This is a genomic window from Bacillus sp. ILBB4 (assembly GCF_035064545.1).
GTDB lineage: Bacteria > Bacillota > Bacilli > Bacillales > Bacillaceae_H > Priestia.
Genome location: NZ_JAIQVD010000006.1, coordinates 162,237 through 182,124, shown reverse-complemented (window position 1 = coordinate 182,124; position 19,888 = coordinate 162,237). Strand labels below are relative to the sequence as shown.

Sequence of the window (19,888 nt, the reverse complement as noted above, 5' to 3'; positions counted from 1 at the left end):
TCCTTTGCTCCTTTCAGTCTTTACGCTTACGCTTCTTTAATGTGTTCAATTGATATAAGCACATTAAAGTAACTGATATCCTCTTTGGTTAATGTAATCTCATCACTATGGTCTAGTGTTGATAGCACCTGACTCACATAGTCTGCTTGTATTTCCATGCTACTCTTGGCTAATTGCCAACCATCATAAGGTGTTAGAAAACCTTTACTAGGATGCTCTGGCTTTGATTTGAACAGCTTTTTTAACCAATTAGAATCCTCATAGGCTTTTAGCTCTTGCTCGTATTCCTTTACAGCTTTAGCGATTTTGTTTTGATAATAAGTGAGTTCGTCTTTTACGTACTTTAGTCTTTTTTCAGCAAAAGGACGAAACACTTGGGTTGGGATAGTTATCTCCATTAGGCACCTCTTTTTTATGATTTTCAGTGAAAACCCCCGGATGGGGGCATAACAAAAGCAGACACACGTATAATGTCTGCTCTTATTAGGTTCTAGACTTCAGGAGTTACTTCTTCTTCATTCTTCGCAGCTTCGAAACGCTTTTTGAAACCTTTGATTTCTTGCTCACGAATACGCAGATTATCAGTAAGGTTTACACTGCGAGAAGCGTTATTCCACTCACGAATCATAGAAGCTGATTCATACTTTTTCATTAAAGCATTGAATTCTTTCTCCATTTTTTCGATGTTTGCCATGTTATCTCACCTCCCTTCAAGAGAGGTGATTTATTATCCGATAGGTTAGATTAACTCTGCATTTGAATCTTCACTAATATTTGCCCAAAATTCATAGTCCTCTTCTGATAAAACAATGGGATCCGTATTAGTGTGCATTATCATTTCTCCGCTTTGCTTCGCTGATTAACAATGGATGCACCGATTTAATCTGCTGGTATAAGTCTTCAAATGTTTCACGAATATCCCACTGTGCTTGTTCAGAAGTGCGAAGGTTAATTAGATGATAAGCTTCCCACAGGTTGAAACTAGCATAGATGTGACGTTTATGGGCATTTAAGACAACATATTCAGCTTCTTTCTCAAAGTTATTCTGTACTAGTTCATTATACAGTTCTTCTGATTTTGCTGCAATGCCTTTCAAAATGTCTTGAAGGCCTGCCGCAATAATTCTTGGAGGAACTTTAATACCGAATTTAGTTGTTGGTTTTGAGAAAGTAAAATCTGTCATACGGTTATGTCGTAAAAGTTGATGCCAATTGGCTTCAGAAACTGTGAAATAGGCTTTATAACGGATATGTTTGAATGCATCCGGTGCATTATCAAAGTGTTGCATTTCAAATAGCAATTCCTTGATAATCTCTTCTTTTGTTTCATCACTCATTCCGAAGTTAGCTACTGCAGCAGCATAAGGATAATCTACAAGCTGATTCTTAACTTTTAGATGAGCAATGATTTCATTAATCAACATGCTTTCTTCATCTACTGGCAGAAGAACAGCGTCATAAGAAGGTGCGATAACATTGTCATATTCACTTTCAAAATGCTTACTTACTCTAAGTTTAGAGTTCTTTTGGTATTGAGAAGGCGTAGCGTATTTCAAGAGAACAGGCAATACCTTTGTAATTTCGGCACGTAAGTCATCAGCAAGCTTCTGTGACTCTGCATGATCTGAAGTACCTAATTCAGCAAGTGTATCTCTCCATGCACGTCCGTTTGCTGTCATACCTAGCTGTGTATGCATAGATAGCGGAAGGACATAGCGAGCATCTTCAAATGCAAGTTTCATTAAAGCATCCAGCTTGCGATCAACTGCTTTAGTGTCATCTTTGATTTCTTCATATTCTTCTGAATGCACGAACTCTTTCTTTAAGTATGTATAAACACCCTCAATAAGGTTTTCAAATGCATCGAATGCTGTATGATAGAAATGGTCAACTTTTTGATATAAAGGATTAATATCTAGGTTAGCAGTTGAAATGCCTTTTGGCTTCTCTTTAAACATTTTTAAAGGATTATGCCATTTACCACGTTCAGGCTTTTGATAGCGCTGACTGTACTCAGTAATGCTTAGAAATGAATTGGCTAACTCTAATTCAGCGGATGCCAAACGAGAGATGTTTTCGATTCCTACATGAGCCACAGCATGCTCCGCTACGGAGCTATGTCCATAACCAACCGTCCACTTTTCATGAAAGGACTTAGCTTTATCATCAAGCTCTTTAAATGAATCTAAAGCGCCTTTGATGTTATGGTCCTTTAATGCAATTTTTAAGTGCTCTTTAAATGATTTAGGTGAACGTGACACCCATGCGAATAAAGTAGCAATAAATTCTTCAGGTAAACCTGTGATAGCATATACAGAGCCATCAACGTTAGATATGTATGGGGTAATGTCTGCTTCTGTTTTCTTTTTATTTAGCGGCACGATCTGTCCACCATCTAAGGTAACAGTCTCATGTTCATCTAATACTTTGAAAAGAGCGTCATCCTTCTTCTTTTCTTCAGCAGCCACTTCATCTTTTAAATCAGGCATCATAAGTACAGCCTGCTGATCGTTTGTTTTTTTACTTCTATTTCGAGCTGGTGCTTTCTTAGGCTTTGCATCAGCTTTAACTTCACCTTTTGCTTTATCTGTCATGATAATCCTCCTTGTATTGTATACCTACGGCATGCGCCACCAAATGCAGCCAAATGTGAAAATCACTGTTAAGGGGTGATTTCACCGTCCTTTATTAAAGTTTTGGCTGCATGTGGTGACGGGCAAGGTGACTCCCTCCCAAGAGCCTTGCCTTCACCGGTTAATAGTAATGATATGAATGCGATAGGGATAACTCCCTAATAAGCAGAGGAGGTGTATTCAAATTCGATATAAGGAGATGTGACAATCGTTCCTCTGCTTACTAGGAAGTAAGAAGAATAAGTATTGGTGTCCTCACGCATTTAACGGCTTCCGACACTAGGCTTGCACCGGCCACCCAAGCTGTACTCTTATCGAACCCTCTACTATGGTTAAGGGTGCTCGCTTACTTTCTTACTCCCGTGAACCGAACTATTCATCATGTTTCTTCCCACGGAAACCTGAATCCAAGTTCACCATCTTCGGTTATGGTCTAGCTCATTTTTACCTTTAGTGCTCCGTAATAATATTTGATATAACATAACACTGTTGTTAAATACTATATGTAATTCCCCTCACCCGCCGCTTGGGAATCATGGACATCGGCCCTCACTTAGCCTGCATAGGTCATCCTCTGGGAATGCTAACGTTTTACCATCCGAGATACTTGAAATTTCTAGTGCTCCGACTAACCGTTTTTCTGATGAAAGTGTGCACCCTTTCATCTTACTCAACGTATCAGTCCGATCTATGAGGTGCCAAGGACTACCGCACCTACCCTTTGTCATTCGTTTATAGGGTCGCTAAAAAGGGCTAAAATCACCACTCCCTAGACAGCAGGAGAGAAAAACATACTTAGGTGAAAGGAAGGACATGACATTATCCAAAACCTCTCCTGCTCGCTAGGAAGGGCGATGTTTCCGCATCGCTCTAACCAGGTTGTAAAATGCGTTACGTATAGATGAATTAGCTCATCAAGTCATTAAATACAGTTGTGCCGCCACCTTCATAGAACTCAGGCTTCTTGCCGGCATCAGCTTTCTTAGATCCTGCATTTGCTAGAGATACTTCTAATTCTTGAGTAGCAACTACACAGCTTTCACCGCTGCCACCAATTACGTCCATCTTAATTTCGCCACCAGGTTTAATGTTAAACTTCACTGTTGTTTGTTCCATTTGACATAACTCCTCCATTTACGATTTCATTATATTTATTTTTAACCTTCGTCTTATCTTTGGAGAAAATAAGAGATCGTCCTACACTGTCAGTCTGATAATCCACTGCATAGTAGCCATCTTTATATAAAACCAATTGATAAGGTCCAGTCTGATCTAACAATTTCAAAACGTACCTCTCCTTTTAAGCCACATTACAATCAGAGGGTCGTGCGACATGCCTGATTGTAATGTGTTACAATTCGCAATTAAGCGAATGATGTAGCGATAATTTCAAGTTCGCCAGCTTCGTTAAATGAAATGCTATCTTCATCTACGTTCCAGCGGTTTTCTTCACAGATATCAAGCACTTGATACTTAGAATGATATTGAGAAATCTTATTTGTAAATTCTTTTTCAGAGTAAGGAACTTTGAACCAGTCAGCTTGAAGTGCTAGCTCGCTAGTAGACTCATCACGAACCCATCCTAATGGAAGTGTCTTGCCATCTTTGATAACTGCTAATTCAGCTTGACGATTTTGACCATAATAATCAGTGATTTGAACATTTTCTTTGTAATCTAAGCCCATTTCTTGAAGACCTTTCTTTACAAATTCCATATTAGAAACGTTACAAGTGTATACTGCAAAGTGAGACATTTAAATCTTTCCCTTCGTTTGTAAGTTTGAGTATATTTAAAGAGCAATGCTCCTTAACATCATTTAGGTCTAGAAAGGTATCGTTTAGCTACTCGCTTCAATAGATCGATACGTTTCTGTTGAGAAGCCCTGACCTGCTCTAGGACTGTTTCAGGCATCTTTTGCTTATCTTCTTGTGTGTAATTCTTTTCAATCAAATACTGCAAGTTTTCAAGCATCTTGCTCATATCTCTTGTTAGTGGTTCCTTAATTGTTGCCTGGAACACTTCAAGATGACTAACATTAGAAATGAACTTATCAAATTCTGTTCTGATTTCCTTTACTTCATCTACAGCAATAGAGATAGCTCTTTCGAAGTTTTGCTGTTTCGTGTATTGGATTTCACTTTGAGAAGCCTCTTTTAGTAGCTGACGCACCATTTCTTTTTGTTGTTCTTTATCATACATATGGACACCCCTTAAATTTCGATATCTGGGAAGTCGATAAAGTTATTTTTTGCTGCAGCAGCATTTACTTTAGCTTCACCATGAATAAGCGTATGCTCTTCACTAGACGCACATTTAGCTGAATGTTTTGCCCAACTACGTAAATCCGTTAATAGCTCTGGATTACGCTTAGATAAAGGAACAATACGATCAATCTGATTGGCAATATCATTTGATGTAATGTAGTGCGATGCACGGTTGCCTTTCTTGAAATCCGCATATGCTCTACGACCTGCTTCTGAAACTACTTGTTCAATTTCCGCACCAGTGAAATCAGGTGAACGCTGTGCTAACAATGAAATTTCATCTTGAGTGAAGCAATTTTCATCTTGAGATTCTACACAAACGCTATATCCTCGTTTGCTTAAGTGAATCTTAAAGATATCTTCACGTTCAGCTTGAGCAGGAAGAGATACAAAGAAAATGTCATCAAAACGTCCTGCACGAGTTAATTCAGCTGGTAGCTTTGTAATATCATTCGCTGTAGCAATTACGAATACAGGTGCTTGTTTATCTGATAACCATGTAAGTAAAGACTGAATAACACGAGAAGTCGTACCACCATCTGATTTGTCAGAGGAAGCCATACCTGATAATGCTTTTTCGAACTCATCAATCCATAAAACACATGGAGATACCGCTTGAGCTAACTTTAAAGCTCTATCGATATTCTTCTCAGATTGTCCTACCTTTGAGTCCATGATGTCACTCATGTTCATCTTTAGAAGCGGTAAGTTCCAGAAATGAGCAACAGATTTAGATACAAGTGATTTACCTGTACCAGGGAAACCAGCTACTACTACACCACGAACAGGGTCGATGTTATACTGACGAGCTTCGTGATCAAACGCATAGTAAGCGTCAGAGAACCAGTCTTTTAGGATATCTAATCCACCAACATTGTTCATATCACCTAATTTTGTAATATATTCCAATAAACCTGTTTTCTTAATAACTTGCTCTTTTTCAGCAACGATTTCATCAAGTGAAATTTTCTTATTCTTAGCAACAGATTTTTTTAGTACATTCACGATTTCTGTTTTTGTCATACCTACTAATGCATTGATAATACCGACACGCTCACGGCCTTCTGGAACTGGCAAGTCTTTAGAGTGACAGAAGCTTTCCATACCTTCAAGCTGCTCTTCAACTTGTTCACGAGTAGGAAGTTCATAAGTCACTACTGTAATAAGCTTTTCTAGTTCCATCGGAATATTAATTTGAGGAGACACTAAAAGAATTGGCTTGTATGTATTATCTACTTTCTCTAATACATCACGCATTCTTCTTTTTGCTTGAAAGTTACCCCAAATGTCATGGAAATCTTTAATGATGAATACAGCAGATTTTTCATAGCTATCAATAAAGTCTAATATCTTAACTGGATCATAAGTCTTTTGGACTTGTTTACCTGTCTTGATATCCACTAAACCTGAAGTAATTGTCCACGCATAAGCTTCTTGACCTTTGGCTTCTACAATTGCTTTTAAATCTTCTTCAAAGCGTTCCTCTTCAAATGTATTTACTAAGATTGCTCTTCTTCTTGAGTTCATTAATGTTGAGATTTCATCGATACCTGTCATTTGTTTTGTAGACATGATATGTCCTCCTAGTGGTTTATTTTCCCGAAAAAGCCCCCGGATGGGGGATGCTACCCCTCTATCTTAAAATAAGTCAATATCAGCAAATTGATTAACAAGCTGTTCTTGCTTTTGCTTCTTTCTGCTTTCTTCTAATAAGTCTAAACGAGTTTGTCTAAATGCTTGGATCTTCTCATCGTATAGTGGGTGGTCTGGATCGATGGAAGCTGCATCATCTTTAATTTGTTGAGAATTTAAGACTGTTTGATAACGTTCATGCTCAGAAGTGAAAGGATCTATGATTAAGGAATATCTTTCAGCATCATAAGCATCTTCATCTGCATTAACTGTTACAACTGCTCCTTTTTCTGCAATAAGTGAATAAACCGCATTATGATCAAGCGAATAGTAGGCAAACTCAAAGCGGTCTTTCTCTTCAAGCTCCTTGTATGTACGTCCTGATAGAATAATACCTTCCATGCTTGCTGTTCTTCGATTACGGTCATATTCATAACTTAGGCTTTCAAAAGTACCTACATCTTGATTAGTTTGAACATCACGAATAATACCTACACCATTCTTTAATTCATACTCATGCTCAACCTTTGCAAAATGTTTATTAGCTGCTCTGTTCTCTTCAATGAATTGATTCACCAATCTGTTTAGAATAGCTTTAAACTCCTCAGCTGATTCTAGGCGCTGATCTTTTAGTTCATTGATTGTTTTAGCAAGAACTTCTTCAAATGCTTGCAGTGTCATGGTTTCTTTTAAGTTACCAAAAACCTGACTAGACGCAACAACATGAACTTCACTTTTTTCTTTATCACCTTCAAGGTTTATGTCAATTTTAACTTTCGTGTTATTGATCATGTCCTCTACATACTCAGAATCAATCACGATTTTATTGACAAGGTTAATGTCAACGTGATCTTCCTCACCTGTTTTTGGATTTTTAACTGGCACTTGTAATCCCTCCAATAAATGTTTCATTGTGTCAACTTGAGAAATGGGTGTAGGCATCGGCTGCCTGAAGAAATCATTCCAACCATCATGAGGATTAACAACCTCATCATCGTCTATTGGTATGAAATCCAATTCTTCTCTTCCTACATATCGAACAGCATATTCTATTGATTCCCTTGAGCTTCCCAACCTGCCCCATGAATCACTAGGCATGTGCATATTAAGCGCCTCCTATTGAAGCCATTTCACGTTGACGCTTTTTGTATCGCTTAGAACAAGTGATATCACAAAATGGAGCATCTTCTAAGAATAATTCATGGCCGCAGCACTTACACTTCTCAATGTGAGAAAGCCACCTATTGTATTCAGCTGCCGGAGTGTAAATGAGCTTGTTTTTATAAACAGATAATGGTCCATGTATGACTCGCTGATTTGATGAGCCAATAAACCAACCATCATGCATGTATTCAGAAGTAGTTAGACGCTTCTCTTGCTGGTAATCACCATCAACGATAAGGTCAATGTGTTTCATGACTTCTTGTACGTCATCGGGTGTTAAGATGGTGAAATGAGCTTTAGTAGTATAAAATTCGGGTTCTTCTCCATAAACAGAGGGGATTTCAATACTTTCACCCACATACTCAATATGACTGCTATATTCTTTCAAGGCATTATACATTGCTTGCCCATGCTTCTCTTTAACCCATGTGAACTTCAACCCGTACTTCATGAGAGTATCTAATTTATAAGCGGTGTACATGACAAAGTGAAAAGAAGAATCTCTTTCCTTTAATCGTTTGGCAACCGCTGCAAGTGATCTAGCTTGAAGTATCGGTTCACCCCCACAGAAGGTTACTTGTCGATTCCAAGCAGTTTCATCACATATTTCTACAACTTCATCAACTGTCAATTCACGAGATAATCCCTCAAAAGTCCACGTAGACTCATTGAAGCAGCCCTGACAAGGAGCAATTACACCACGTATGCAACCTTTGGTGAAGAACTCTAAACGCTTGCCTGGTCCTGCTGTTACAGTATCTCTATTAACACCCATAAAACACAATGTGTGGGTCATTTTCATAACTCCTTTTATGCATTGTAATGCATTTCATAAATTTATTATAAATGAAAAGGTAGGGAAAAACAATAGAAAAGCCACGGATTTTTGAGAATTATTTAATCCGTGGCTGTAAAATGAAGAATTCTATTGGTATTTCCCTCTAAAACGACTTTCTTACTTCATAGTAATAGATACCTTTTGATTCTCTGGTTCGTATTTCATGAACTCAGGTAACTGGCCATAATATTGATCTGCCCATTCACGCTCTACTTCTAGCTTGATTTCACCTTCACGCTTTTTAGTGATCTTGCCTTTCTCCTCTTTCTCAACAGCAACACGACGTTCAGTTTCAGTTGCAACTTGCTTATTGAAGTCATTGATATATGAGTTCTGTAAAAGAGTTGTATCTAAAACAGGCGCTTTAGCAAATTGTTCAAACATGTTATGCTGCTTCAAGAATTCAACAGCTTTTTCTGTATCAGTAACCTTTACTTTAGGTGGGTTGCGACGTAGAGTAGCGGTACCTACATCTAAAGAAAGTTTCTTACCTTGATTGGCATCCTTAATATACTTTTCAATGAACTCTTTAATGCCATCGATATCTTTGCTTTTAGCTTTGATACGTGTATCCCACTCATCCATAATAGCTTGCTTCAACATTGCTAAGTGGTTGCGCTCTTCTTCTAGGAACTTCATAGCAATCATCATCTTGCGGATACGAATTTCATCTGCTGGTGTTGGGACATATCCCTTCTCTTGATTGTAATTCTCTAGCATTTGAGCCATTAAATCTTGAACATTAATATCTTGTGCTTCTTCAGCGAACGCTTCATATAATTTTGGATTTGCTGTCATTGTTATTCCTCCTGAATATGTTGATTAATTAAACTTTGTTCTTCTTCGGACAAAAGTAATCCTCAGTTATCTTCACCGAAAACCCCCAGATGGGGGGTGAAAGACATTACAAAATTACTCGAAAAATGATCTTTCATGAGTAGTATAGTATACGAACTTCCCCATAGATAAGTAACCAGGCCTATCTTCATGAATAGTGACATCAGGATGCTTCTTTTGAAAATCTTCCACATTATCAATTGTTTTCTTAAACAAAGGGATGCCGACAACAGAGACTCTCGTGTTATCGGACCACTCTTCTTCCTTCAAAGTTTCAATGGCTTCTATCATTTCTGTCTTGCTATTATGTATAACATGGATGATTTTCTTTACGTCTTCTTTAATAATCATATTGTGGCATTCTCCCTTAACTTTTTCAAAATGGTAGTTAAACGTCTCTGTGTGCCTTTCTCAGGTCTATTAAGACGTTTAGCAATTTCCCTATAGCCTAAGCCGCTTTTGTATAAGGTCCATGCTGTATTGTCTTCCTCTTTCGTCCAGTTTCTAGGTGGCTTTACATAAGTAGTATTTTGTATTTCTTTTTCTAGCCATGAAGGTTCAGGAAGGAGAATTCCTTTTTTTACACGGGAGAAATTTACTCTTTCTTTGTTTTTAGCAACCCATTTCCACACTGCTGCCGGATCTAAAGAATAGCAGTAGCTTTTATTAACCTTACGCTGCTGGTAAAGTCTCTTAGCAGGAAGTTTATGCTGTTTAATCCACAGAGTAATAGTTCTATGTGAGACGCCTAAAGCTTCAGCAACAACGGGAGGTGAAACAAACCCTCCTGTCGCTTGAGCATCACGACTGCCTGTTAACTCTTGATATTTCAGTATAATGGCGTCACTGCTTCTGTTTAAGCGATCCATCATGTATTGAATGGTTGTGCTGCCAAATAAGTCTAAAACAAATTGCTCTTCTTCAGGCGTCCATTTTTTCCATGTTTTCTTAGTCTTCATTTCCTCACCATCTCTTTTTTTACATACTATCTTTGTGCTGTTGCATATTGCTGTTCGAGCTCTTTGACACTTCCTTTGATTAGTCCCATGTCAATTCTAACTCCTCCAGCAGTAACAGGGTTTTCAGCCATCATGCGATTTGAATTAATCATATATTTGTAGCGGTAAATTACTGGATTTTGCTGTGCATCTAAAGTATATACTAAATCACCTTGCTTTAAAGTGCCAGGATCAAACTGCTTTTGTTCTACTCGACGTACTACTTCTTTAAATGCCGCCAGTTGAACATTGTAAGCAACTCCTCTATTCTTTGCGATAAATTTAGTCTGCTTCATACGAACAAACTCAAATTCACGACCATCAACTAGCAAGACGATATCTCCTATATTTAATCCTTTTAAAATAGCCTTCTTTTCATCTAATGTATAACCCATCTACACACATCTCCTTTTATAATAATTGATTATTAACCGTTTTTTCCACCATGAATAACAGGAACCACTTGTTTTTTCTCTGTATTCACTGTCATTTTAGTTCTTTCTTTAGACATTTCAGGGAAATCAGCTTCTAAAAACGAACGCAATTGCTCTAGGCTCATGTCATCTTGAGGAACAGGAATGCTATGGCCTGCATAATAAACCTTGTAATCTGATCCTACCTTAGTTTTAGTGTCTACTTTAGGTGTTGATTTAGCTGCAGGTGTTGGCGTGGCCGCTTTTTTAGCAGGTTGCTTCTTAGCTGCAGCCTTTGTAGGTTCAGATCCACCAAATAAATCTAGTTGAGCATCTTGCTCAGGAGCCTTGTCTTCATCTGGAACTTCAATATCATCATCAATGTCATCAAAGTCAGGAGCTTCTTCTCTAGACGGATTTGCTGCAGGTGCTGCATCTTCAGTTGCTCCTGTTAGTGGTGTTTGATAGCCTGTTGCTACTTCTTTTTCTTTTTCAAATTCTAATGCCATAATAAAAATCTCCTTTTATTTTAGTAATGTGCTCGTCCATTCGCTAAATGTAGTATTCATTGGAACCAGCATATCGTAATTGAATGGCTGGTGTTGAGTTTCACTGTATATTTCTCTTATAGGTTTGTTCAATGAATTAGTCGAACCTTGGATGTATAAATGATCATTAAAATCAAGATTCATCCAATTGTAAGGAAAAGACTGTAACTGTACTAAGTCTTGAATCTTATCATTGTTGTGGTAACACATATTCCCTCCCATATATACATTGGAGTAAGGAAATCTATAAAGCAACGTATCATCACGTAAGAACCTATCCTTGTAGGCAACCACCATCTTTTTTGTTAAGTTCTTATTTCTAACTCCAAAGCAAAACAATAAGTTAGGAAAAGGTACTTGTTCAAATACATCTTTGTGATACCTCACATCTGTATGTGTTTCAGGGTGAACCATAAAGATCAAATCAGCATCATTGCTCATCTTCGCATACTTAACTGTATTTAAAGGCAAACTTGGTGACACTGTAACTAGTTCTTCTTTTTGTTGCACTTCTAGATGTTCATCATCTTCTTTGATGGAGCTAACAATGAAATCGGCAAGATCTTGATTTTCCATAAAAATTGTTCGTTTAGCTCCTTCTTTCTCAATTTCAACTCTTGATGGAGAATTTTCTTCTAATGTAATAACGGCTTTCAATTTCCCCACTCCTTCGCCCTTTTATCAATGTCTTTTAAAATCTTTAGAAAATCAGTTAGTAATTCATTACACTTAACGTAGGAATCAACTTCAACATGCAACTCATTGTAATGATATGAAACTATCATTTCTGAATAGTGAACTTCGGTATCTTCAAAAGCGTCCTTGAACTTCTTTTTAACTTCTTTATGTAAATGTTTAATACAACGGGGCAAAGAAGGTGTTAATCCAACTTTTTCACTATGCTCACACTTCAAACGTCTGAGATTGAAGTAAGGATATCTTTCTTGCAGATATTGCATTGCTACAAAGAAGTATTCCATAGAGAAGAATCCAAAATATTCACGCTGCTGTATTTCAAATCCTTCCTCATGAAGTGTCTTCATCATGGTAAAGACATCTACGGCTGAGAGTAAGTTCATACGTGTATCTTCATCCATTAAGTTCATATGAAAGTCACCTTTCTTCTTATAGATTTCTTTCTACTAAGAGAAAAAACTATATCTCTTATTTGATAATGCTGAATCCCCCAATGATTCTTATCGCCATTTTCAAAATCAAAGTCATCTGTACTTGGCCAGTAAGATATAAGGTCAAATACCCATTCTAATTCTTCTAACGTCATGGAGTTCAGTAGCTCATCTGTTGCATGTGTGTTATCTATCAATAACCGAAAAACTCTAAGTCCTTGACGCCTTGACTCAATTTCATCTTGTCCTAAACTATCCGCTTTTGCTACCTTATCGATGAATACACCTAAATCAAATTCACTCATTTTGTCACCTGCTCTCTTACAAGGTAAGTAGGTCTGGTGTTCATTGTGCGAGCATTGAAGTTAGTGTAATGCGATACAATTTCATAATCAGAAAGTAAAGTATTTAGATATCCCATCATGACTGACGCAGCAACTTCATTGGTTTGCATACGTTGAGGATAATACACCATCTGTTGACCGCAAGCTTGAGTAGGCAAGCGTGTATCCATATCTCTTAATATGTTAGGGTACACTTCACCCACAGGACCAAGATACTTTCTATCATTTAGTTTTACACCACATACGACTTGTCCTGAATATCCGCTTTCGGTACTTCTTTCGCTATCCATTGCATCTATACCGCTATCGATATACACCATGTTAGGTACTTCGTTAAAAACATCATCCATGATTTGACGAGTAGCATTGTTATCTACACATCCTAAAAGAACTGGAAGGTGTAATGCAAAAGAATAACCTTCTGAATAAATTAAATCTGTTAATTCTGTCGCATTTTCTATGTAAGATGGACGATATAAGATTGGGATATCATAAGCTGCTTCATAACGTTCAGCAAGCACTTGAGCTTTAGGCTGGAGTAAGTCTTCCTCGATGAAAGGTTGACGCATGAGATTAGATGGTTCTACCCGATCTCCATCAATAAGCGTATATTTAAAATGGTAATCGCTATTTTGTGATAAAGCATAAAGTAATTTTGATAAACGTTGAACAAGGTATCCACCTGTCCCACCAGTACCAACCTGGATAATGTTGAAAAAGATACGGCTATTAGATGAGTGGTTGTCGATTAGCTCAGACAACTTGAGTGTAGGGTGAAACATCTAATCTCCTCCTTATTTTATTTTAATTGCTGTTTAAGTAATCGGTTTTCTTCAAGTAAAGCTTGAATAGTTTGCACGTAAGATAACAGAATCTCATAATTCATTGCTACGTAATCATCATCACAACCTTTAAAAGTGAAAGGGAGAAAGTAATAATCACGGTTCATCTGTCTTGCTTCCCATTCTAACTTCTCAAGCCACTCTCTTTTAATAGTGATTTGTTTTTCACCTTTCGCACTCACGGTGCCACGTTCTTTATATTCAGCTAGAGAAGCTGTAAGCTGCTCTTCAGTAATTACGTCTCCCAATGCATGAGAAAGCGCACCTGAAGCAATCTGACGCCTTGCAACGTCTTTTGCTTTCTTTACTGCTTGATTGTATTTCTTAGCTCCACGATTTTCGAAGTCCATTCCCTCTTTCACTTCTTTACGTGTAGAAGATTTAGATTGCAATCCACGTCTTTCTTTAGGAGCTTTATACATACTGAAATTAAAACATTTAAAACATGACTTTGGTGCATTCGCACATTCATTTTCATATATGCAATCCATTACACTACCTCGTTAAATACTGCTTTGATTTTATGATAAGCTTCCAGTTTCTTGTTAGCTTCTTCAAGCTCAGCTTTCAAGCTAGACAGCTCAAAATTTTCTACTGTATCGCTAACAGTAGCTGATGCTAAAGATTCCTTTAACTCAAAGTTTTCACTTGCAAGTTCCCTGTTTTGTTCAATAAGCTTCTTGTTATCATCCTGCAGCTGTGAAAATGTCGATTCAAATGAATCTAAGAGATTGCGCATTTCGGAAAATAAGTTAGGTCTATTACAAAGGTTATCAAAGAAATCGACAGTCCGTGCAATTTGCTGGTCTGTTAAGATACCTGTATCAAAATTAATCTCCTGTTGAACACCTGTCGTTACAGGCACATCATCGTCTGAATTCTTTTTTAAAGGAAAATCAACTATTGTATTTTCAAAAGGAATAAGGCTTTCAAAAGTAGTTTCTTCAGGTTGTGAATCGCATTTCAATTCCACACTTTGAAATGCACTTGCTTCTTCTATCTCGTTTGCATAATGTTTAGCTAAAACCGTATTCCATCTGTTTTTACAAGCTCCTCTAGAGCGCCCAATTAAATTGGATGCATCATCATAGGCATTAGATATTTTAGATCCTTGTCTAATGCTTTGTAAGACAACGTTTACTAAAGTTAAATCTTCATCATTTGTCCAGTTTACAGCGCCTGCTGTTCTTGTCATATGCTTTACCTCCATGTAAAAAGGGAGCATTCGCTCCCTGCAGTTTTAGATTATATAACTTTTTGTTCTACATTAAGCAATGAATTGTTTGTTATTTTAGCATCTGCTTTCGCTTGGAGAGATTGAACAGTTGCTTGTAGGGCATAATAGTAACCTGTAAAGCGGTCTTCTAAATCAAATAAATTCACTGTGGGATAAGGATAATTTTCTGGTGTAGGGAAGTTTTTTGCCATTTGAATACCTGCAGCTTTACGAGCAGGCTCATTAGCACCTTTGTAAAGATCTTTTAATGTATTCTCAATAAGACGGTTAATAGCATCTTTATTTCTTCTAGCTCTACCATAGTCATAGACAGCTTTAGAATACTCTTCTTCAACTTTAACATTGAAATGATGCAATTGTGTCTTATCTACAGCAGGAACCTTGAGAGCCCTATTCTGTTGCTCGTAGTAAGCAACTAATTCATCCCATTGGTTAAAATCTTCACTTAAAAGTCTTTCTAAAACATACATATACATTCTCCTCGTGCGAAACTAACTATTTATGCACCAAAGGTATTCTCTTGATATTGATCACATAAGTCATTAATCTTGTTCGCATAAAACTTAGTCAACCCTACGCTTATTTCTTCGAGAAGATCAGGATTCTCTTTCGCTGTATCTAGTAGTTCTTGTTTAAGTTCTTGCCCTTCTGCTATTGCACACTCCTCGGCTTCCATATAAGAAGCCAAGCGAGCAATAATGCGTTCAGATTGATTACTAATAGTTGTTATATGCGACAATAAAGACAACCCCTTTAATTATTTTTTATAATGTAAGCAGTTGTTCCGTTTCCTAGGTCACGACTTGAAATGACTTCGCCTTTGTCGAATTGTTGAAGGGCTTTAAGTTTCTCCTCAAGTTCGCCAATGCGTGTATACAATAGTTCTTTTTCCCTAGCCTGTTGCTCTAGTTGTTGATCTTTTGATTCTAGAATAGCCTCAAATCTATTTTTGCTTGAGTTTAATTCACTAATCATTTTAAATATATCTCCAACTTGCTGCTTAGGATCTGGAATACCATAGTATACTATTTCATTTGATTCAGCCTTATCCATAGAAGGAACAATACCGATAATTCCTTGTTTGCGTAATTTGCTAATCGCCCTGTGTACAGTAGCTTCACTTGATCCCAATCGTTCACCGATTTGTTTCATCGATTCCTTGATTGCGCCACCATGCTTCTGTGACTCTTCTTTTATGTAAGTGTACACATGAGCTTCACTTTTACTGAGCATTTCTAACACGTTTTGTTCTGTCATCATCATTTTTTAACACATCTCCTTTTTTGTATTACCCAAGCATATTATCATATAATTTATAATTATAATACTTTACAATTATGAACGTACTATGAACTATATAATAATATACCCATTGTAATACATTTTAAAACTAATGCGTTACAAATTTCAAATGAAAATTTTATCATTTTTAACGAATTACTTACAAATACTCAAAAAAGCTCCTAATTACTCACTTCTTTTGATAGTATAACGTGGGACTTTCTTCATGTCAATTGAATTATTAGACAACTTTCGACAGTATTTCAAACTTTTGAAAATATTTTAGTATAATATTCACAGATATAAAAAATTTTCAAAAATCACAAAAAATTTGTGTTCTGTAAGTTTTTGCTGTTAAAAATTAAAATTAAACCCTTCATTCTTTTTCTTACGACGCTCAGCTCTTTTGCGTTCTTTCTGACGCTCTACCGCATCTAAATCTACTACGCTGATACCACGAATTTTAGCTATCTCTAAAATCTCATCTGTATTATAGATGCGATATTTGTTCTTTTCATTTCTTCTTGCAGGTGGTATTAACTCATTCTCTTCCCAATACATGATTGTATCTCGATGAACGTCTAACATTAATGCCACCTGATTCAGTGTGAAATTTTGTTCGTATTGCTTTGTCATAACTGATAGCTCCTTTATTAATGGCTATTCACCTTTACTCGTGCTTGCGCTATAGTGTGACAAAAGTCTTCAAATAAAGTTTGTTCAGTCATGGCATAGGTTGTTCGATATGTTGTAATCATGGTGTATTTATCTAGAAGAACTGATATGTATCCTGCTTTATTGATAGTAGGGTCGAAATGTTTTCCTACATCATATCCTAGTGCAATAATTACTTGGGGTTGAACACAAAGTAGTTCAGATAATAAATGAGATTGGCAACGATCAGGAGTAGCTGACTCCTCACATTTAATGAGTGAAGTAAAATACAGCTGGTCTAAATCATAGTTAGCCCATGATAAAGTATCTACCAATAGCTTCCCTTCTTTCGTTTGGAAATCAACATCACTTGGTGTTTCCCCAATAACCATGACAGACGCATCGAAGTTTCCTAGCTCTAGCGGCTTATTGTAGCTTTTGTTCTCACATGCAAAGCAATTGTGAATGCCTGTCTTAATATGAAATGGTGTAATACTTTTATACATTTGTTCAGGCATTAAAATCTTGTCATAAAAGCCTGGTTCAAGTTGATTTTTTGATTGCAAATCATTGGGTTTTAAATCAAAAGGTGGTTGATTTTCCGATACAATCATATAAATCCTCCTCATATAAAGGAGCATAAAGCTCCATATTTATTAAATGGCCAACGTTCCATCATTAGCCATAGTATCTTCAGGCTCTAAATCTCCATCTTGTGAATGGTCCTCTTCTACAAAGACAGCATCTTTTGGAATGCGGCCTTGTACAATATCATTTGTGTAAGCGAATAATGCTGGACTGCTCTTTAATACATTTTCAACAGTCTCTTTGCCCATCCACTTAAGAGGATTGCCAGCACCATCTACTAGTGGATGGTCTTTATCTTCACCGTAAAAGTAGTAAGCGCCAGCTCTCTTGATAATGTTCATATCCATTGCTACGGTCATGATATCTTTATAGAAATCAATTCCTGTTTCGTAGTAGTAATCAAATTCAGCCTTCGTAAATGGACGAGATACTTTGTTTTTAACGATCTTCACTTTTATGATTTGACCGATATTAACATCACTTTTAGTAATCAATTCACGTCGAATCTCCATTCGGACAGAACTGTAAAACTTCAATGCACGTCCTCCAGGAGTGGTTTCCGGATTTCCATACATTACTCCGACTTTCTCACGGATTTGATTTATCATAATAAATAATACATCATGCTTAGAGCATAACGTGGCTATCTTAGGTAAGTTTTGAGAATTTAAACGAGCTTGTAAGCCGATATTTTGATCGCCTGCTGATCCATCAATTACTTTTTTAGGTACAAATGATGGCAAACTATCACCAACAATAAGACCTACTTGCCCTGAAAGGATAGATGCTTCTGCTAAATCATAAGCCTCTTCTGCACATGTCGGTTGAGAGATAAGCATGCCTGTTTCTTCAGAAATATCGCAACCTAAAAACTCAGCATGATATGGATCTAATGCATGTTCCGCATCGATGAATAATACTTTCTTTCCGTAAAATACGTGAGGGATAATTTTAGCATTCTTTTGAAATTCTGCCACTACCTTTAAGCAGACTGTAGTTTTACCTGATGATTCAGGTCCATAGATTTCTGCTAATCTTCCCCATGGAAGACCGCCAATACCTAATGCAAAATCCAATGAAGGAATGCCAGTTGCAACAGGCTGCACTTTAGCAGTGCTATCGCCATCAAATGCAAAGATAGAGCCTTCACCCATACGCTTATTCATCATATTAATAAAGTCTTTATTAGAGACGGCGCCTTCTATTGTTTTTTGTTTATCTGGAGCTTTCTTAGCCATTTGCATTCCACCCTTTGTAAGTTTCTATAAAGGAATCCACAGCATCTTTAGGTGCTTTCAATTGATGTAAGATATTAAGCATCTTTTCATCGTAAGTTCCTTCTTCTTGATGTTTCTTGATATCTTTAGTGATTTGGGCGCCACGATTATTGAGAGCACGAGACATCCACTGTGCCATTAATACAAGCATATGATCAGGAATTTCTTTTTCCTTGTTCATGTTTTTTACACACACTTCTAAGGTGTTATCAATCATCCGTGCCTTAGCCGTCTTTTGAGGCATTCCACGATCATGATAGTAATCATATATACCAAACATGAAACGCTCTAAGGAATCAGCGGGATTTGCTTTCTTACGTACCAATCTCTTCACTCCATTCGAGTAACATAACCGCCATTGACGGACGAGCATAAAAATCAATAAAAGGGGACGAATCCCCTCTTGAATTTATATTATTGAACTGGTGGGAATCCTCCAGTGTTAGGTGCTCCCGCTGGTACTCCAACTGGTGCTCCATAGCCGCCTCCTGGTGGGTTTGGTGGAAATCCTCCTTGTGGAGCTGCACCCATTGGTTGTTGACCAGCTGGTGGTGCTGGTGGGAATCCACCTTGTGGTGCAGAAGGTTGACCTTGGAACCCTCCTTGTTGTGGAGCGAATCCACCTTGTTGTGGTTGCTGGAATTGCGGCTGTTGTTGTTGACCACCGAATTGTCCACTTGGTGGCTGTTGTTGAGACTGAGCTTGTCCTTGACCACCTTGACCGCCTTCTTTGCCTCCATCTAATCCTACAATGTTACGGACTTTGATTGTTGGGAAGTAAGTGTAGTCATTTCCGTTTTGTTGCTGACGTAATTCAGGAGTACCATCAACAAATACCTTACGTCCTTTAGGGCAATGATTTACTAAGAAATTGTGAAGAGTATCTTGTCCTTCATTTCCCCAAATCTCAATAAACCAGAAGTCTGTCCCTGCTTTTTCGCTTTTATGATTAATAGCAATTTTCGCTGTTGCTACTTTTGAGTTACCTACCATTTTTGATTCAGGATCTTTCACTAAGCGTCCAATAGCTTGTACACTAATGTGGTTGTCAAATCCAGAATTAGTACGCTGTTGACCACCTTGACCTTGCTGGTGCTGGAAATTACCTTGTTGTTGGAAACCCCCTTGTGGCTGCTGTTGAAAACCGCCTTGTTGTCCGAATTGTTGTTGTCCTTGATAACCATTGAATTGAGTCATGTCATTGTCCTCC

At 37.4% G+C, this 19,888-nt stretch carries 29 protein-coding genes; all 29 read right to left on the bottom strand.

The annotated features are described in order from the left end of the window. Positions 1-26 precede the first annotated feature (26 nt). The 29 genes from LAV82_RS23730 to LAV82_RS23590 all read right to left on the bottom strand — a co-directional run bounded on the left by LAV82_RS23730 (position 27) and on the right by LAV82_RS23590 (position 19,875). Positions 27-398 (bottom strand): hypothetical protein, encoded by a 372-nt coding sequence (locus LAV82_RS23730; protein WP_499717089.1) that lies wholly within the window; start codon positions 396-398, stop codon positions 27-29. A gap of 92 nt (positions 399-490) precedes the next feature. Then, positions 491-694, bottom strand: coding sequence for a hypothetical protein (locus LAV82_RS23725; RefSeq protein ID WP_499717088.1), 204 nt, complete (start codon positions 692-694; stop codon positions 491-493). A 127-nt stretch (positions 695-821) separates the two neighbouring features. Next, entirely contained in the window at positions 822-2,594 is a 1,773-nt protein-coding gene (locus LAV82_RS23720) for an FAD-dependent thymidylate synthase (RefSeq protein WP_499717087.1), read from the bottom strand. Positions 2,595-3,539: 945 nt separating this feature from the next. Further along, on the bottom strand, positions 3,540-3,749 hold the full coding sequence (locus LAV82_RS23715; protein ID WP_449305632.1) for a DUF2997 domain-containing protein: 210 nt from the start codon (positions 3,747-3,749) through the stop codon (positions 3,540-3,542). Continuing rightward, positions 3,724-3,918, bottom strand: coding sequence for a hypothetical protein (locus tag LAV82_RS23710; protein WP_499717086.1), 195 nt, complete (start codon positions 3,916-3,918; stop codon positions 3,724-3,726). The genes LAV82_RS23715 and LAV82_RS23710 overlap by 26 nt, the downstream gene beginning before the upstream one ends. Positions 3,919-3,997: 79 nt before the next feature. Next, on the bottom strand, positions 3,998-4,387 hold the full coding sequence (locus LAV82_RS23705; protein WP_499717085.1) for a DUF1257 domain-containing protein: 390 nt from the start codon (positions 4,385-4,387) through the stop codon (positions 3,998-4,000). Between the two features lie 59 nt (positions 4,388-4,446). Then, positions 4,447-4,833 (bottom strand): hypothetical protein, encoded by a 387-nt coding sequence (locus tag LAV82_RS23700; protein WP_499717084.1) that lies wholly within the window; start codon positions 4,831-4,833, stop codon positions 4,447-4,449. Positions 4,834-4,844: 11 nt separating this feature from the next. Then, the gene (locus tag LAV82_RS23695; RefSeq protein WP_499717083.1) at positions 4,845-6,470 is read right to left on the bottom strand and encodes a Ycf46 family AAA ATPase; all 1,626 of its coding nucleotides are present in this window, start codon (positions 6,468-6,470) and stop codon (positions 4,845-4,847) included. Positions 6,471-6,536: 66 nt separating this feature from the next. After that, positions 6,537-7,634 carry a hypothetical protein gene (locus LAV82_RS23690; RefSeq protein WP_499717082.1) on the bottom strand — a complete coding sequence of 366 codons (1,098 nt, stop codon included), beginning with the start codon at positions 7,632-7,634 and terminating at the stop codon, positions 6,537-6,539. Between the two features lies 1 nt (position 7,635). Beyond that, positions 7,636-8,490 (bottom strand): 4Fe-4S cluster-binding domain-containing protein, encoded by an 855-nt coding sequence (locus LAV82_RS23685; RefSeq protein ID WP_499717081.1) that lies wholly within the window; start codon positions 8,488-8,490, stop codon positions 7,636-7,638. A gap of 159 nt (positions 8,491-8,649) precedes the next feature. Beyond that, entirely contained in the window at positions 8,650-9,330 is a 681-nt protein-coding gene (locus tag LAV82_RS23680) for a hypothetical protein (protein WP_499717080.1), read from the bottom strand. A 114-nt stretch (positions 9,331-9,444) separates the two neighbouring features. Then, a complete protein-coding gene (locus tag LAV82_RS23675; RefSeq protein ID WP_499717079.1) occupies positions 9,445-9,720 on the bottom strand; it encodes a hypothetical protein in 276 nt (91 codons plus the stop codon). Further along, on the bottom strand, positions 9,717-10,328 hold the full coding sequence (locus LAV82_RS23670; protein WP_499717078.1) for a helix-turn-helix domain-containing protein: 612 nt from the start codon (positions 10,326-10,328) through the stop codon (positions 9,717-9,719). Before LAV82_RS23670 ends, LAV82_RS23675 begins: the two co-directional genes overlap by 4 nt. A gap of 26 nt (positions 10,329-10,354) precedes the next feature. Continuing rightward, complete coding sequence (locus LAV82_RS23665) at positions 10,355-10,762, bottom strand: hypothetical protein (protein WP_499717077.1); 408 nt, start codon at positions 10,760-10,762, stop codon at positions 10,355-10,357. A gap of 32 nt (positions 10,763-10,794) precedes the next feature. After that, the gene (locus LAV82_RS23660) at positions 10,795-11,289 is read right to left on the bottom strand and encodes a hypothetical protein (protein WP_499717076.1); all 495 of its coding nucleotides are present in this window, start codon (positions 11,287-11,289) and stop codon (positions 10,795-10,797) included. 15 nt (positions 11,290-11,304) lie between these two features. Further along, entirely contained in the window at positions 11,305-11,985 is a 681-nt protein-coding gene (locus tag LAV82_RS23655; protein ID WP_499717075.1) for a hypothetical protein, read from the bottom strand. Continuing rightward, the gene (locus LAV82_RS23650; protein ID WP_499717074.1) at positions 11,982-12,434 is read right to left on the bottom strand and encodes a hypothetical protein; all 453 of its coding nucleotides are present in this window, start codon (positions 12,432-12,434) and stop codon (positions 11,982-11,984) included. Before LAV82_RS23650 ends, LAV82_RS23655 begins: the two co-directional genes overlap by 4 nt. Beyond that, positions 12,431-12,760: a hypothetical protein gene (locus LAV82_RS23645; RefSeq protein ID WP_499717073.1), complete on the bottom strand. Its 330-nt coding sequence runs from the start codon at positions 12,758-12,760 to the stop codon at positions 12,431-12,433. Before LAV82_RS23645 ends, LAV82_RS23650 begins: the two co-directional genes overlap by 4 nt. After that, on the bottom strand, positions 12,757-13,581 hold the full coding sequence (locus tag LAV82_RS23640) for a ThiF family adenylyltransferase (RefSeq protein WP_499717072.1): 825 nt from the start codon (positions 13,579-13,581) through the stop codon (positions 12,757-12,759). The genes LAV82_RS23645 and LAV82_RS23640 overlap by 4 nt, the downstream gene beginning before the upstream one ends. 17 nt (positions 13,582-13,598) lie before the next feature. After that, positions 13,599-14,132 carry a hypothetical protein gene (locus tag LAV82_RS23635; RefSeq protein WP_499717071.1) on the bottom strand — a complete coding sequence of 178 codons (534 nt, stop codon included), beginning with the start codon at positions 14,130-14,132 and terminating at the stop codon, positions 13,599-13,601. Beyond that, positions 14,132-14,836, bottom strand: a complete 705-nt coding sequence (locus LAV82_RS23630; protein WP_499717070.1) for an SANT/Myb-like DNA-binding domain-containing protein — start codon at positions 14,834-14,836, stop codon at positions 14,132-14,134. The genes LAV82_RS23635 and LAV82_RS23630 overlap by 1 nt, the downstream gene beginning before the upstream one ends. 50 nt (positions 14,837-14,886) lie before the next feature. Further along, positions 14,887-15,348, bottom strand: a complete 462-nt coding sequence (locus LAV82_RS23625) for a hypothetical protein (RefSeq protein WP_499717069.1) — start codon at positions 15,346-15,348, stop codon at positions 14,887-14,889. A gap of 29 nt (positions 15,349-15,377) precedes the next feature. After that, a complete protein-coding gene (locus LAV82_RS23620) occupies positions 15,378-15,617 on the bottom strand; it encodes a hypothetical protein (RefSeq protein WP_499717068.1) in 240 nt (79 codons plus the stop codon). Between the two features lie 14 nt (positions 15,618-15,631). Then, positions 15,632-16,141: a helix-turn-helix transcriptional regulator gene (locus LAV82_RS23615; protein WP_499717067.1), complete on the bottom strand. Its 510-nt coding sequence runs from the start codon at positions 16,139-16,141 to the stop codon at positions 15,632-15,634. A 372-nt stretch (positions 16,142-16,513) separates the two neighbouring features. After that, positions 16,514-16,795 carry a MerR family transcriptional regulator gene (locus LAV82_RS23610; protein ID WP_499717066.1) on the bottom strand — a complete coding sequence of 94 codons (282 nt, stop codon included), beginning with the start codon at positions 16,793-16,795 and terminating at the stop codon, positions 16,514-16,516. Positions 16,796-16,812: 17 nt separating this feature from the next. Further along, positions 16,813-17,427: a uracil-DNA glycosylase family protein gene (locus LAV82_RS23605; protein WP_499717065.1), complete on the bottom strand. Its 615-nt coding sequence runs from the start codon at positions 17,425-17,427 to the stop codon at positions 16,813-16,815. Between the two features lie 42 nt (positions 17,428-17,469). Then, entirely contained in the window at positions 17,470-18,639 is a 1,170-nt protein-coding gene (gene recA / locus LAV82_RS23600) for a recombinase RecA (RefSeq protein WP_499717064.1), read from the bottom strand. Beyond that, a complete protein-coding gene (locus tag LAV82_RS23595; protein WP_499717063.1) occupies positions 18,632-19,003 on the bottom strand; it encodes a hypothetical protein in 372 nt (123 codons plus the stop codon). Before LAV82_RS23595 ends, recA begins: the two co-directional genes overlap by 8 nt. 89 nt (positions 19,004-19,092) lie before the next feature. Beyond that, positions 19,093-19,875 (bottom strand): single-stranded DNA-binding protein, encoded by a 783-nt coding sequence (locus LAV82_RS23590; protein WP_499717062.1) that lies wholly within the window; start codon positions 19,873-19,875, stop codon positions 19,093-19,095. Between the last annotated feature and the right edge of the window lie 13 nt (positions 19,876-19,888).